This is a genomic window from Acinetobacter sp. 766875 (assembly GCF_000582055.1).
Lineage (GTDB): Bacteria > Pseudomonadota > Gammaproteobacteria > Pseudomonadales > Moraxellaceae > Acinetobacter > Acinetobacter nosocomialis.
In genome coordinates, this window is sequence record NZ_JEXX01000005.1 from 126661 (window position 1) to 142042 (window position 15382).

The following is a 15382-nucleotide window of genomic DNA, read 5'->3' on the forward strand; positions in this document are numbered from 1 at the left end:
GACCCTATAAAAAGCAATAAATTTTGAATCCCTGCAAATAGGGATGAGAAAAGTTATGGTTTTATAGAGCAGTTGGTGGGGCGTGTTTAATCGGTAAAATATAGAAAGTAAGAGGAAGTTCTAGTTGTATGGTCCACGTATGGCACAGACATCGTACACGGTTAAACCAGCGTAAAATTAAAACAAAAATCAAAGCAATGAGTGGAATTAAAATTGCTGCATCTAGGCCATGCGTACATAACGGGCAATGCTTCATGATTTGAGTAGCTAACGCGAAAACCTCTTGAGCATGCTTGGTATGAAATTTATTCTGAATAGATTCCATATGATGATGAGCATGTGAAGGGTGATGCTGCTCCATATTAAAATTTTGCTGGTGGGTTGAATGCTCTAATACAACTGATTGGCAGTGACTAGGCATAGTATACAACTCAGGTACGATGCCAATTTGCACAAGAGTAGGCAAAAAAATGTGCCATAGTAAACACAGCAAAGTGATAGCACTTAAAAGCGTGCGCCACTTCAGCAAATGTTGACGGAAACTCAGCACCATATTTTAGGCGGTCGTAGTGGAAAAACTCGTCGAAGTATAATCAAAAACGAATAGCTGTCATAGCTGAATTCCGACCAAACAAAATAAAAAAAACCCTCAAAAATGAGGGTTTAATCTTCAATCTTTAAAAGATGAATTAACGGTTAGGTAAAACATCTTTTAAAGCTTCATGCATTTCAAGCAATGTCTTTTCGGTAGTTTCCCAGTCAATACAACCATCAGTGACTGATTTACCATATTCAAGGTCGCAAAGTTTTTCAGGAATATCTTGACGGCCGCCTTTTAAATGGCTTTCGACCATAATACCTACGATAGACTTATTACCATCTAAAATTTGTTCAGTAATATTTTTAAGAACGAGCGGTTGTAAGTACGGGTCTTTATTTGAGTTTGCGTGGCTCGCATCAATCATGATTTTATTGCTAACTTTTGCTTTTGCTAAAGCATTTTCTGCTTCTGCAACAGAGCCAGCATCGTAGTTTGGCTTACCATTACCGCCACGTAATACTACGTGTGCATAAGGATTACCATTTGTATTAATAATTGAAACCTGACCGTCTTCGTTAAGACCTAAGAAACTGTGACCATATTTAACAGACTGCATGGCATTGGTTGCGACAGTTAAACCACCGTCTGTACCATTTTTAAAACCTACTGGTGATGATAAGCCAGAAGACATTTCACGGTGAGTTTGGCTCTCGGTTGTACGTGCACCAATCGCAGACCATGAAATTAAATCTTGGTAGTACTGTGGAGAGTTAGGGTCAAGTGCTTCAGTTGCACAAGGTAAACCTTTTTCATTTAACTCAAGTAAAAGTTTACGACCAATACGTAGACCTTTCTCAATGTTAAATGAGTCATTCATATCTGGATCGTTAATTAAGCCTTTCCAGCCAATTGTTGTACGTGGTTTTTCAAAATAAACACGCATAACTAGATATAGAGTATCTTTAACCTTTTCGCTTAATGCTTTTAAGCGGTCAGCATATTCGTGAGCAGCTTTTGGATCATGGATAGAGCAAGGACCAATAACGACAAATAAACGTTTATCTGAGCCATCTAAAATATTACGAATAGTTTCGCGGCCTTTTAGAACAGTTTGGGAAGCAACATCAGATAATGGAAGTTCTGACTTAAGCTCAGCGGGTGTTACAAGAGTTTGGATACTTTTAATGTTAACGTCGTCGATATCTGGCTTTGAAACGGAATTTGAATGTGTAGTCATTGCTGTCACTGGTTCGATCATACTAAAGGTTGTTTTGTGTACTGAATATACCATGAAATAATTATGAAAATACTACATCTCATGGCAATTCAGTTTGGAAAAATCCTATTGATTTTACTATCTTTCAGTCGAGTTGCCTGTTTTTTCAGCAACTACTGCTTGTTGTACCACAGCTGCTTTTGGTTTGGCTTTGACTGGGTGGACCATAAAGTTAACACCAAGAGCAAATAGAGTAATACCCAAAATTTTACGGATTAAACGTTCCGGCATACGTGAGCTAATTAATGTGCCAATAATAATTGCCGGAATAGAACCTACCAACAACCACATAAGTAGCATAAAGTCGACGTTACCGGCACTCATATGTCCAAGACCGGCAACTAAGGTTAGTAATACTGCATGTACGACATCTGATCCAATAATTCGAATCATTGGTAAGTTCGGAAACATAATCACGAGTGCCATAATTCCAAAGGCACCAGCACCAACAGATGATAACGTTACGAATACACCTAGAATAATGCCCATAATCACAATATAGGTGCGTTTATTTTGAACAGCTAATTGCTCATTTTCAGTTTGGGTATTCTCTTTATTTCGGAATTTATTAAAGAACTTTTCAATACGAGTACGGAAAATAATAGAAACACCAGTCAAGGTCAGCATAAAGCCTAATACCATTGTTAAAACAGCTTTATAGTGTGTTGACTGACTTAAATAATGTTCCAATACCCAAGCAGTACCGAAAGACGCAGGAATACTACCCACTGCTAGCCATAAAACGATAGGCCACACGATATTGAGTTTTTTTGCGTGAACCATTGATCCACAAAACTTTGAAATTGCGGCATAAAGTAAATCGGTACCAATTGCGATATGCGGTTCAATTCTAAAAAGACCAATTAAAATTGGTGTCATTAATGACCCACCACCAACTCCTGTAATACCTACACAGAAGCCAACTAACATACCCGCTAAGATAAATTCAAAAGCACCAGACATCTTTATCGCCACTTATCACGAAACGCAGATATCTTATTCCTTTTAGAGATAAACAGTTGTCATGAATAATGATTTACTTATGCAAAAAAACGCTAAGCAATTAAAAAAATGCCTATTTTGATGGAATTTTATTCAATTTCATGACTTGGATGATGATTTGAAAGCTCTCAAAGGGTTAAGCCAAAGTATGAGTAAAAAGGTAAGAGGTGTTGCAAAGATCCACCAGCTGACAAAACCAATTGAAAAACCATATTTTTTGATGAGAATAAACCCGCTTAACGCAAATAGTAAAAAGGCCAATATCCTCAACAATGAATAATATTTTTGAGCTAAAGATTTGAAATGACCAGTTGATTTAGGTGAGCGATATTTTTCAGTCGATATGAATAGTAAATACATGCCTAGTAAAGTCAGGATAAACACAAAGAACATCATGAATTCACCTCAATATTTAACTTATTCAGCTTTTTTTGAATTTTTTCTATGGCTTTATGTTGAATCGGTTTAATTTTAAAAAATATGAAAAGGGCTAAGGCTGCAAATAACCAGAAAAAAATGTCTATGCGTGCAAAATCCCAATAAGCATTAAAGTTTTGGACATAATGATTTTTTAGCAAATAACTTATATTCAAGAGAGGAAGTGCTATACAAAGCAAAATGAAGATGCCAAGTTGAGTTCGCCACAAATATTGTTTTTTAGTGATGAGTGCAATAATCAAGCTTATTAGCCACACCAAGAAGAAGCTATAAATTTCATAATTGATAGTAGTTGTCGTGACTGTAAACAATCGATTTGCATATAAATAAGCAAGTGTTGCACAAGGCAAACCTATAAATGTAGCAACATTTAAACGATCAACTAAATAATGCCCAAAATGAAACTTACTAGTTTTCTTTTGAAGTTGACGTTTTAGGCTCCAAAGTAACAAGCCAGATGCAATCATTACACATCCTAAAATACCAGAGAAAAACAACCCTAAGCGAAGTAAAGGCTGAGCAAAAGTTGCCATATGTAAGCCATATACTCCAGCATAAAGTGTAGCAATAGGACTATGATTACGTGTATCACCCAAGACTCTGCCAGTTGACGCGTCTAGTGTGATTTGTGCTTGATTACGGGTAATAGAACGGTCTTCTTGCTGAATAAATGTAATTTGAGCCTGATTCGTATTTGGGTTTTTAACACTCATAGTTGCTAAAGTTTGATTTCCCCAACGTTGTTCTAGTTGAGCTAATAACTTTTCAACTGGTAAATTCTGTGCAGGATGCGGCGCTGTACTTTCTGTGACTGTTTTTGTACGAATTTCGGTAAAATATTGATATGGATTCTCTGGATAGAATTTTTGCATTCCCCAAGGAAGATATAAATAGAAGAAAATAGCCAAGCCTGTAAAAGTAATAGTCAAAAAGAAGGGCAGTGCAAGAACAGATGAAACATTATGAAAATCTAACCATGAGCGCTGAGACTTAAAGGTCCGTAAAGTAAAAAAGTCGCTAAAAATTTTTTTATGGGTAATAATGCCTGAGATTAAGGCAATTAACATAATAAAAGCCGCTAAAGATACAACGAGCCGTCCAATTAATATCGGAATACCAAAAAGTTGATAGTGAAAACGATAGAAGAAGTCACCACCTTCAGTTGCTGAAAGTTTTAGTTCTTGACCAGTATTTGCATCAAGTGTTGCATTTCCATAACCACCGTCTGGTTTTTCCCAATACATGGTGTTAGCAGGACTTTCTGCGGTAGCAATAGTTAAATACCAAGATTTGGCATCTGGAGCGTTTTTTTGTAAGTACTGATATGCTGTTTTAATTGCTACATCTTGTTTTATTTCATACTGTGCAAGTGCTGGTTGCATCCACAAATTAATTTCATGGCGGTAATACGACAAACTCCCCATTAAAAAAATAGTAAATACGAGCCATCCAAAAATTAATCCAGTCCATGAATGCAGCCATGCCATAGATTGGCGTATACCTTTATGCATAACTCACCATCCGTGTCACAATAAAGAAAAGGGTAAATAGCATGATTGATAGCCCAGTCACTTTCCATAATGATTGAATGCAAAAACCTACCATCACAAAAAATACATAAAACAAAATAGAGATAAATGCTGCCAAATAAATGGCTTCAGGTTTATCTAGAGTCAAATGAAAGATACCAGTAAGCCCAAGACTTAAATAAGCCATACAGGCATAACCCATACCGAAAACGACTAAAAATCGATAGAAAACTTTTATACGATATGACATAGGGAGATTTAATGTTTTGGACATCTTTACTGGCACATAAAAAATAAAAGAAAGCCAACACCTAAAGTGGAGTTGGCTACGCGTTTAATATTTAAACTTTACAGCAACCGTATAGTTGGCTGAGGGTCCATAAAAGCCTTGACCATTAGGGAAACTATACAAATATTTCTTATCGAAAATATTATTTCCATTCGCTTGGAGCGTAATATGATCATTCACTTCATAGCTCGCCATTAAATTTACTAAGGCATAAGCATCTTGCTTGATGGTGCTGTTTGCTGTCGAGTCGTATAGCTTCACGGCATCTTGCCATTGTAGCCCTGCGCCAACTTTCAGTTTAGGTAAAACTGATGGTGTATAGGTAGTCAGCAAATTAAGGGTTTGGTTCGGATTATACGTTCTCGCTTCGCCACCATTTTTAATATCTTTAATACTAAATTGAGCATAGCCAAAAACAAGATTGACGTTATCAGTGATTTGACCAGATAACCCGACTTCGACACCTTGTGATTCTAAATCACTGGTTGGCACTTTTCGATTAAGTGGATTTCCGTCCGAGTTACGTAGTGGGTAATTGTTTTGTTCGGTTTTGAATACTGAAAGCGTCCCAGTTAAACGGTCATCTAGCCATGAGCTTTTTACACCCATTTCATAGCTTTTACCTTCAATTGGTTTTAAAGCTTGATTGGTATCTTGATCAATACCAGTTTGTGGACGGAAAATTGAGGTATAGCTCATATAACCTGTATATTCAGGTGTGAAGTTATAAGTTAAGCCCGCATACGGTGAAACTTTACTTTCACTATATTCCATAGGCGAACCATAGCTTTCGCCTTTACTCTCGGCTTTCACATAGTTTGCGCCAAGCAAGAGTTTTAAATCTTCATTGAGATGTAAACGTGTAGCTGCATAAATTGAATCTATATTTTGCGTATAGTTCGCTGCTTCAGAGAAATCTGACCACGTTATAGATTGAGGTGTCCAACTTGCCCAGTTTGTAGTGGTCGAATTGATAACATTACTATCGTTAATTGTTCCCGTAGATTGTTTATCGTGTTGACGACTACGTACATAGTTATAACCTAACGTTGCTTCATGCTCTTGGTTAAAGAGCTTATAAGTTCCCTCAAGGTTAAAATCTACAGCATGTTGTTCTTGATGCTCTTGGCCACCCCATGGTGTCAAAGACACTCCTGAACCATCAGCTTTTGGATAACCATAATAGTAAAGGAGGCGACTGTTATGCTTGTTATCAAGATAGTTATAAGTCAGCTTAGCTGACCATTGATCATTAATTTTCTGTTTTAATTCAACAAAAGCATTCTGTGTTTCATTATCCCAATGCGCCCAGTCAGGGTTTGGGTTATAGGAGCGATCATAAGAAATTTGTTTGCCATTGGCATCAAGCAAGGGTAGAGCACCCCAGTTGTTTGCATTCGGTTTATTTTTTTCTTGGTTATAACCTACGGTAAGTAATGTTGTATCTGTTAAATCAGCTTCAACAATACCAGCGAACCCATTTTTTTCTGAAGAATATCGGTCAAGGTATGAGTCACCAGTTTGCTCATAGCCCATAATACGACCACGGACTTTTCCACTTGGTAGAATTGAGCCAGATACGTCAGCCTCATAACGCTGAGTATCCCAAGACCCGTAACTTATACCTCCGCTTGCTTGAAATTCTTGGGTTGGGCGTTTTCGAATATTATTGATGGTTGCACTTGGGTCACCAAATGCATTCGTTAAAGAATCAGCACCTTTAATGACTTCTACACGATCATAAAAATAAGTATCAGGATTAGTATTGTTATAGTTATAACCTGAGAGGGGAAAACCTACGCCGTCAGTTAAAATATTTGAAATTTCAAAACCACGAGCCATATAAGTAGTTCGCTCGGTTTCCTGATTGGTTACTGTGACCCCAGGTGTATTGTTTAGAACATCTCGGGTGCTAGTAAGCCCAAAATCTTCAATTTGTTGACGAGTAACGACATTAATAGTTTGAGGCGTTTCTTTAGCCTCAATGTTAAGCTTAGTTGCACTGCTAGAGTTCTTAACATTATAGGCTTTGGTTTGTTCAGAAGACTGCTCTGTACTTGTAGCTTTAACTTGAATCGTCTGCAAAGCTTGTATATCTGCATCTTGAGCATAAGTGAGATTTGCATAACAAATCGCGCAGGCGATTACAGAAAGTTTAAATGGTCGAGGTGGGATGGTCATAATAGTAAAGATAATGTAAATAATTCTCATTTATTTTATTGTTTGTAAATGTAAGCTACAATTCAAATCGCATTGTTAATTTTGATTAAAAGATAGTGCATGAGTGTAATTTTAGATTGTGGTGTGCTTCTGCTGGCTTTAGCCATATGTATTTAGCAAGTTCAAGATTAATAAGCCTCTATGCTAGAATGCATTATTTCAAATTTTTGGGTAACTCGCCTTGGCAAATCGAAAACTTAAAATAGGCATTGTGGTTGGGGAAGTTTCTGGAGATACACTGGGTGTGAAACTCATGCGTAGCTTCCGTGAGCAAGGAATCGATGCTGAGTTTGAGGGAATCGGTGGACCCCAAATGATTGCTGAAGGTTTTAACAGTTATTACCCAATGGAAACTCTGTCTGTAATGGGGATTGTTGAGGTATTAAAAGATTTAAAAAAGCTATTCGCCGTTCGAGATGGTTTAATTAACCAATGGACTCAGCATCCGGTTGATATATTTATTGGTATTGATGCACCAGATTTTAACCTCCGACTTTCGAAAAGTATTAAAGAAAAGAGCCTTCCAATAAAAACAGTTCAATATGTCAGTCCGTCTGTTTGGGCGTGGCGCCAAGGGCGTGTACATGGCATTAAGCAGAGCATAGATTTAGTACTTTGCTTATTTCCTTTTGAAAAAGTTTTCTATGAACGATATGAAGTTCCAGCAGCATTTGTAGGACATCCGCTAGCTAAACAATTACCACTCGAAAATCCAATTCAAATTGCTAAACAGCAATTGGGTCTTAATGAAAATCAGAAGTATATTGCTTTATTACCAGGTAGCCGAAAAGGTGAAGTAGAGCGACTTCTTCCTATGTTACTGGGTGCTGCTAATATTTTGCATACCAAATATCCAGATATCCAATTCTTGATTCCGGCCATTAATGATGCCCGTAAGCAACAGATTGAGCAGGGTGTTCAACAACTAGCACCTCATTTAAAGGCTTGCATTAATATTTTAGAAAATACAGATAGCGAATCGAAAATTGGCCGTATGGTCATGAATGCAAGTGATATTATTGCTTTAGCTTCTGGGACTGCGACATTAGAAGCAATGTTAATGCATAGACCGATGGTCACTTTCTATAAATTGCATTGGCTGACCTATATAATTGCTAAGCTTTTGGTCAAAATTCCTTATTATTCTTTACCGAATATTATTGCGGGTAAAAAAGTTATTGAAGAGCTGATTCAGGCAGATGCTACGCCAGAAAATTTAGCAGCTGAAATAGAAAAACTAATGAATGTTGAAACGGCGCAAATTCAAGTAATGCAACATTTAACCATGCATAAACAACTTATTTCTGGAAATACGGAAGATCCTGTTCAGGCTATTTTGAAATGTCTGAATAGCTAACCTTTAGGATTTTGATTGGCTAATTGCTTTTAATCCTGCTAATGAAAATTTTTTGAAATGTTCAATTAAATCATGCAATGGCATCTGAGCAATATTTTTAAGAGGCTCAGGTGCTTGAGTATTTGGTCCAGCAATAATGAGCATCATACAAGGTGTCATCACGCTTAAAATACATGGTAAAACCGCTGGATCATTTTCCTCTAAACCTGCAACTTGACTAATTAACTTACGAATAAGAAAAAATTTTCTCATACCTGTAAGTTCAATAAAACTTAATAAATGCTCAGAAGGTGAAAACAGTTCACGAATAAAAACTTTGCCATGCCAGACATCTTTTTCTGTCAATTTATGCAGTAAAGTTTCAAGTAGTAAACTCAATTTTTCTTCAGGAGAGTAAGTGCTTTCGACAAGTTCTAGTAAGTATTGTTCATCTAGATAGTGGGCATGTGCTTCCACCAAAACTGCTTGATATAAACCATCTCGACCATCAAAGTGATAGTTAATTGCAGCTAAATCGACATTAGCAGCGTTAGCAATTGTTTTGTTCGCTGTTTTTGCAAAACCATACTGGGCAATTAATGGTCCTGCTGCCTCAATAATTTTAGTCTTTGTTAAGTCACCATCACTTCGTCTAGATCTGGACATGTTTAAACCTAATTTTCATTCACCATAAAAGTATATCTTTTATTCAAAGATTGGAGTAATTTAAATTTAAATTGAATTTAAACTAAGAAAATTTGAATTTAATAAAGGATAATAAGATGAATAAAAAAGTGATTGCCATAGTCCTAGTTATTATAGCTCTGGTTGTCATCGGTTTTTGGGTGTGGGGATATAAGACTAAGAATCAAGAAGATAGTAATTTGACTCTATATGGAAACGTGGATATACGCCAAGTTTCACTTGCATTTGAACAGTCGGGCCGTATTGAAAAACTCTTAGTTCAAGAGGGCGATAAAGTTAAAGCCGGTCAAGTATTAGCAACTCTGAATACTAATGCATTACAAATTCAGGCAAAGCAAGCCCAAGCACAACTCAAAGCTCAACAAGAAGCTATCGTTAAACAACAAGTCGGAGCTCGCCCTGAAGAAATCACCCAAGCAAAAGCACAACTCGCTTCTGCTCAAGCTGATTTAGATAAAGCCAGTAAAAACCTGCAAAGGTTACAAGTATTGGTGAGTAGTACGGATGGTCGGGCAATTAGCCAACAAGAACTCGACTATGCCAAAAGTAATCAACATAGTGCTGAAGCAGCGGTCCGTGAAAGACAAGCTAATTTAGAATTGGTCATTAAAGGCGCTAGACAAGAGGATCGAGAAGCAACCAAAGCACAATATGACGCAACCAAAGCGAATTTAGATCTAATCAACTATAACCTTACTCAAGCTGTACTAAAGTCTCCTGTAAATGCAGTTGTGAGAGCGCGACTACAAGAAGTTGGAGATATGACCACTGCGCAAAAGGCAGTTTATACATTGGCCTTGACCGATCCAAAATGGGTTCGTGTATATGCAAATGAAAAAGATTTGAGTTCCATTCATATGGGTGGTACGGCACAGGTCATTCGAGATGCTGATCCGAATCAACCTATCAATGGAAAAATTGGCTATATATCTTCTGTGGCTGAGTTCACGCCTAAAACTGTACAGACTGATGAGATAAGAACAACTCTAGTTTATGAAGTCCGGGTTTATGTAAATGACCCGAATGATCAATTGAAAATGGGTCAACCAGTGACTGTAAAAGTACCACTTGTTTCAGGTGAGAAAGCTCATGACTGATAATAATGTAGTGGTTCAAGCCCATCATTTATCGATGATTTTTAAAGGTGAAAATAAAAAGTTAACAGATACTAAGGCAATTGATGATTTGGATATGCAAATCAATAAAGGAGAACTTACTGCTTTAGTTGGCCCAGATGGCGCAGGAAAAACAACTTTATTAAGATTAGTTGCTGGACTATATAAAGCTACTTCAGGTTCTCTGAATGTGCTTGGGTTTGATATCGATAAAAATCCTCAAGCTGTGCAAGACCGTATTAGTTATATACCACAACGTTTCGGTCTATATGAAGACTTAAGTCTACAAGAAAATTTAAATTTATATGCCGATTTACATGGCGTTCCCAAAGATGTACGCAGTCAAAGATTTAAACGGTTATTAGAAATAACGGATCTTACTCAATTCATTCAACGCCCAGCAGGGAAACTTTCTGGTGGAATGAAACAAAAGCTAGGACTGGCATGTACGTTAGTTCGTTCCCCAGAATTACTATTGCTTGATGAGCCTAGTGTTGGAGTAGATCCTTTATCAAGACGAGATTTATGGACTATTATTGAACAGCTTGTTCAAGAAGAAAATTTAAGCGTTATTATAAGTACTGCTTATATGGATGAAGCAGAAAAGTGTGACTATGTATATATCATGTATGAGGGCAAAATTTTAAAGCAAGGCTCACCTGAGCAATTAAAAGAAATAGCACATGGACAAACATGGAAAGTAAAACTTTCAGAGCAAATTAAGGCACGGACTTTACAAGCCCAATTGCTTGGAAATTCTGTTGACATTATTGATGCTGTTCCAAAGGGTGAACAGGTAAACTTTATCAGTCGCCAAAAAGAATTATCAACAGATATTTTACCTCAGGGGCTAGTCGCTCATAGGCGATCAGCCGAACTTGAAGATGCGTTTATGATGTTGTTGCAGCAGACTCAAAAGCAAAGAAAACATGTATCTGTTCCTGAGCAGAATTTTCAATTAGAACAAAACAATAATTTAAAATCACAACAACCCGTCATTGTTGTTAAAGATTTAGTCAGAACCTTTGGCGATTTTACTGCCGTTGCCAATACATCATTTGATGTAAAGCGAGGCGAAATATTTGGATTACTTGGCCCAAATGGTGCGGGTAAAACCACAACATTTCGGATGTTATGTGGATTGTTACCAGCAAGTAGTGGTTATCTAGAAGTTGCTGGTAAAAACTTACGCACAGCTCGTGCTGAGGCACGAGGCAAAGTGGGGTATGTCTCTCAGAAATTTGCACTGTATAGCAATTTAACTGTTTTAGAAAATTTGAAGTTTTTTGGTGGGGCCTATGGTCTAACAGGCAAAAAACTAAATCAACAAATTGATAATGCATTAGAGCAATACGATTTAAAACCTCATATTAAAAGTGGTGATTTACCCGGTGGTTATAAACAACGACTATCTATGGCTGCAGCACTGTTGCATGAACCAGAAATTTTATTTTTAGATGAACCTACGAGCGGGATAGATCCTCTTGCACGGCGTTCATTTTGGTACAGCATTGGCGAGCTAGCAAATCAGGGAATTACCATCATTATTACGACTCATTTTATGGAGGAGGCGGAATATTGTGACCGCATCGCCATACAAGATGCTGGAAAGTTATTGGCCTTAGGCTCACCCCAACAAGTACGCGATTTAGCCAGTCGAGATAAGTATATTGGTGATATGAATGAGGCTTTTATAGCAATTGTAGAGCAAGCCCGTGCTTTAAGGCATGCTGTTTAGGAGGTCTACAATGAGCTTTGGATTTTTGAATCGATTGACAGCGTTAGTGAGGAAAGAAACTAAGCAGCTCATTCGTGACAAAAGCAGCCTCGGGATTGGTCTGGTTTTGCCTGTTATTTTAATTTTATTGTTTGGTTATGGACTTTCCTTTGACTTAAATCAGGCACGAGTTGGTGTCGTAGTTGATCAGTCCTCACCACAGATCAATCAGGTTTTAGCGGGTTTAAAGGGTTCGCGATATTTAGCAAGTCAAGAGTTTCCTAGTTTATCTAAAGCAGAACAGGCCATTCGAGATGGAGAAATTGATGCCATTTTGCACTTTCCTTCAGATTTTACGAGTCAGATACAACAAGGTAATGCAAAGGCTCAACTACTATTAAATGGTACATCCACCACCATAGCAACAGCTTTGGAGGGCTATATTACAGGGGCTTTGGCTACCGCGGCGTCTATACAAGTTGATCGTGGTCAAATATTAGCAACGTCAAGTGCCATTAATGTTGAACAACGAATATGGTTTAACGAATCTGCTAATAGTACTTGGTTTTTAGTCCCAGGCTTAATGGTATTAATTTTAACTTTAATCGGTGCATTTTTAACTGGTTTACTTATTGCTCGTGAAAGGGAGCGGGGAACACTAGAGGCCTTATTTGTCACACCTGTAAGACCATTCGAAATTGTATTAGCAAAGCTCATTCCTTATGTTGTTGTCGGCATGATTGATATCGTAATCTGTATTATTGCTGCCTATTTTATTTTTGAAGTACCCATGCGCGGTTCATTATTCTCAGTTTTATCGGCTTCATTTCTCTATTTAGTTGTTTCTTTATTACTTGGTTTAACCATATCGGGTTTTGCTCAAAGTCAGTTTCAGGCAAGTCAAATTGCTTTATTGGCAAGTTTTATGCCCGCACTTATGCTTTCAGGATTTGTTTTCGATACACGTAACTTACCTTTAGTGGTGCAAATTATTAGCCAGTTACTACCAGCTACGCATTTTATGATTTTAATTAAAACCTTATTTATGGGAGGTGATGACTGGAAGTTATGGCTTAAAGAATGCGGTTTTTTACTGGGGTATATTATTGTTTTGATATGTGCCGTGAACTTTTCACTAAAAAAACGGTTGAGATAAAGTTATGTGGCAAAAATTAATCACGTGGCTGAAGCACTTAAGTTTTTTAGTCAAAAAAGAATTCTTAACTATTTTTAGTGACCCTGCAAATAGAGTCATTCTATTTGTACCAGCACTGATGCAAGCACTTTTGTTTGGTTACGCCGCAACTTATGATGTTAACCGTGTGGATTATGCAATTCTAGATCAGAGCAATGGCCAAGTCTCACATGAACTCATCTCAAAATTAGATGGCTCTGGTATTTTTAAGCGTGTTGCAACACTTCAATATACTGAACAAATCAAACAGGAGATTGATAGCCGTCAGGTATTGCTTGTAATCACGATTCCGTCAGACTTCGAGAGCAAATTAAATAATAACCAAAACTCTCCTATACAGGTGATTGTTGACGGCAGGAACTCATCAACGGCAGTTGTGGCAGGGTCATATCTAAACAAAATAGTTGGACAGTTTAATCAGCAAAAATTTAACTCAGCTTTACCTATTAGCCTTGAAACAAGAACATGGTATAACCCAAATCAAGAGTCTCGATGGAGCTTAATGCCTTCATTAATTGCGGCATTAAGTATGATGCAGACACTACTTTTATCTGCCTTGTCAGTCGCACGTGAACGTGAGCAGGGAACATTTGATCAGTTATTAGTGACACCGTATACGCCATTACAAATTATGATTGGTAAAGCTTTGCCGCCAATTTTTGTAGGACTGATGCAGTCAACTATTATTTTATTGATTATTTTGTTCTGGTTTAAAATTCCCCTGAATGGCTCTATTGGGCTGCTTTATTTTGGTTTATTGAGTTTTAACGTGGCTATAGTTGGAGTGGGCTTATCAATTTCTGCATTATCATTAAATATGCAACAAGCCATGCTATTTACGTTTCTACTAATTATGCCTTTGATGTTGCTTTCAGGCTTACTGACACCTGTAGAAAATATGCCAAAAGCACTTGAAATAGCAACTTACGTAAATCCTTTAAGGTTTGGAATTAATTTGGTACAACGGGTGTATTTGGAAGGTGCAAACTTTACACAAGTTCAATTTAATTTTATTCCAATGATCATACTTGGACTGATCACTTTACCTTTAGCAGCTTGGCTATTTAGGAATAGATTATCTTAATCGTATTAATGAAAAGCCCCATTTTAGGGGCTTTTTAAATTTACTTATGCACGTACGATCAGTTCGTAACCCGTATATTTACGAATGTTGATAACACCAATATCAAAAATTAAATATTGGCCTTTAATACCTTGTAATACACCACGAATTTTTGGTGTTTTATCTAAGTTTAGAGACTTAATTTTTTCAGGATATTGTTCAACAGGATAAACAAACTCACGCGGTAACTCATTTTCTAGTAATTCAACTGTCTCGTTAAATTCAAGATTTTGGCTAAACTCTTCACGTATAGTTTGAATTTTAGGTGCAAACTCTTCAATTAATTGATCACGTTGTTCAACCATATTTAGAGGTTCAGCTTCACCCTTAAGAAGTTTACGCCAGTCAGTTTTATCAGCAATTAGGGAACCAAACATGGTTTCAAGTTGACCAGATAAACGACGTGATCCAACTTTTAAAATAGGTAAAGCCTGAGTTGCTCCCTGATCTAGCCAGCGACCTGGCATATGGCTAACACGGGTAATTCCTACTTTTAAAGCACTTGAATTTGCCAAATACACAATATGTGGTTGGAAGCATACACTGTGGGCAAAGTCATCTTCACGACATGTACCTAAATGATAGTGACATGTTTCAGGTTTCATAATGCAAAGATCACACTCAGCTTTCGTTTTAAAACATTTAAAACAGTGACCTTGAGAATAGGACTTCGGTGTTTTGGCGCCACAAGATGTGCAATAAATATTACCTGTCCATTCGATTTCTAGTTCTTGTCCTAAATTAAAAGGAAGATCAATTTCTGAACGGTCTAATACAAATTTGTATTCAACATTTGCCTTGGTTGTCTGTTGATCAGTTACACTAGCATCTTTTAGGCCTGCATGCATTTTATGGCAAATGCCTTGTAGTTCCATAAAGTTTAAACTCACATCTTT

14 protein-coding genes are annotated in these 15382 nt (G+C 37.2%); 5 read left to right on the forward strand and 9 right to left on the reverse strand.

Annotation, left to right across the window (positions count from 1 at the left end):
• Positions 1 to 61 precede the first annotated feature (61 nt).
• The 7 genes from J576_RS06840 to J576_RS06870 all read right to left on the reverse strand — a co-directional run bounded on the left by J576_RS06840 (position 62) and on the right by J576_RS06870 (position 7256).
• Complete coding sequence (locus J576_RS06840) at positions 62 to 553, reverse strand: hypothetical protein (RefSeq protein ID WP_033855537.1); 492 nt, start codon at positions 551 to 553, stop codon at positions 62 to 64.
• 136 nt (positions 554 to 689) lie between these two features.
• Positions 690 to 1799: a 3-deoxy-7-phosphoheptulonate synthase gene (locus tag J576_RS06845; protein WP_002049778.1), complete on the reverse strand. Its 1110-nt coding sequence runs from the start codon at positions 1797 to 1799 to the stop codon at positions 690 to 692.
• Positions 1800 to 1895: 96 nt separating this feature from the next.
• The gene (locus J576_RS06850) at positions 1896 to 2780 is read right to left on the reverse strand and encodes a sulfite exporter TauE/SafE family protein (protein WP_002049910.1); all 885 of its coding nucleotides are present in this window, start codon (positions 2778 to 2780) and stop codon (positions 1896 to 1898) included.
• A gap of 138 nt (positions 2781 to 2918) precedes the next feature.
• Positions 2919 to 3215, reverse strand: coding sequence for a hypothetical protein (locus J576_RS06855; RefSeq protein WP_004709004.1), 297 nt, complete (start codon positions 3213 to 3215; stop codon positions 2919 to 2921).
• Positions 3212 to 4768 carry a PepSY-associated TM helix domain-containing protein gene (locus J576_RS06860; protein WP_025467821.1) on the reverse strand — a complete coding sequence of 519 codons (1557 nt, stop codon included), beginning with the start codon at positions 4766 to 4768 and terminating at the stop codon, positions 3212 to 3214. The genes J576_RS06855 and J576_RS06860 overlap by 4 nt, the downstream gene beginning before the upstream one ends.
• Positions 4761 to 5060: a hypothetical protein gene (locus J576_RS06865; protein WP_025467822.1), complete on the reverse strand. Its 300-nt coding sequence runs from the start codon at positions 5058 to 5060 to the stop codon at positions 4761 to 4763. The genes J576_RS06860 and J576_RS06865 overlap by 8 nt, the downstream gene beginning before the upstream one ends.
• A 60-nt stretch (positions 5061 to 5120) precedes the next feature.
• Positions 5121 to 7256: a TonB-dependent siderophore receptor gene (locus tag J576_RS06870; RefSeq protein WP_002050173.1), complete on the reverse strand. Its 2136-nt coding sequence runs from the start codon at positions 7254 to 7256 to the stop codon at positions 5121 to 5123.
• Positions 7257 to 7476: 220 nt separating this feature from the next.
• Between J576_RS06870 and lpxB the strand changes: the two genes are divergently transcribed.
• Positions 7477 to 8652, forward strand: coding sequence for a lipid-A-disaccharide synthase (gene lpxB / locus J576_RS06875; protein WP_002049887.1), 1176 nt, complete (start codon positions 7477 to 7479; stop codon positions 8650 to 8652).
• 3 nt (positions 8653 to 8655) lie between these two features.
• Here lpxB and eppR read toward each other — a convergent pair whose 3' ends face one another.
• The gene (gene eppR / locus J576_RS06880; protein WP_032047540.1) at positions 8656 to 9297 is read right to left on the reverse strand and encodes an error-prone polymerase regulator EppR; all 642 of its coding nucleotides are present in this window, start codon (positions 9295 to 9297) and stop codon (positions 8656 to 8658) included.
• 116 nt (positions 9298 to 9413) lie between these two features.
• Here eppR and J576_RS06885 point away from each other — a divergent pair, with 116 nt between their 5' ends.
• The 4 genes from J576_RS06885 to J576_RS06900 are packed head-to-tail and all read left to right on the forward strand — an operon-like array spanning position 9414 to position 14447.
• Positions 9414 to 10433 (forward strand): HlyD family secretion protein, encoded by a 1020-nt coding sequence (locus J576_RS06885; protein ID WP_002050169.1) that lies wholly within the window; start codon positions 9414 to 9416, stop codon positions 10431 to 10433.
• Positions 10426 to 12189 carry an ATP-binding cassette domain-containing protein gene (locus tag J576_RS06890; protein WP_002050036.1) on the forward strand — a complete coding sequence of 588 codons (1764 nt, stop codon included), beginning with the start codon at positions 10426 to 10428 and terminating at the stop codon, positions 12187 to 12189. Before J576_RS06885 ends, J576_RS06890 begins: the two co-directional genes overlap by 8 nt.
• 10 nt (positions 12190 to 12199) lie before the next feature.
• Positions 12200 to 13324, forward strand: a complete 1125-nt coding sequence (locus tag J576_RS06895; RefSeq protein WP_002049915.1) for an ABC transporter permease — start codon at positions 12200 to 12202, stop codon at positions 13322 to 13324.
• A gap of 4 nt (positions 13325 to 13328) precedes the next feature.
• On the forward strand, positions 13329 to 14447 hold the full coding sequence (locus tag J576_RS06900; protein ID WP_002049788.1) for an ABC transporter permease: 1119 nt from the start codon (positions 13329 to 13331) through the stop codon (positions 14445 to 14447).
• Positions 14448 to 14491: 44 nt separating this feature from the next.
• Here the strand turns inward: J576_RS06900 and J576_RS06905 are convergent, their stop codons facing one another.
• Complete coding sequence (locus J576_RS06905) at positions 14492 to 15361, reverse strand: DUF2797 domain-containing protein (protein WP_002049907.1); 870 nt, start codon at positions 15359 to 15361, stop codon at positions 14492 to 14494.
• Positions 15362 to 15382 lie beyond the last annotated feature (21 nt).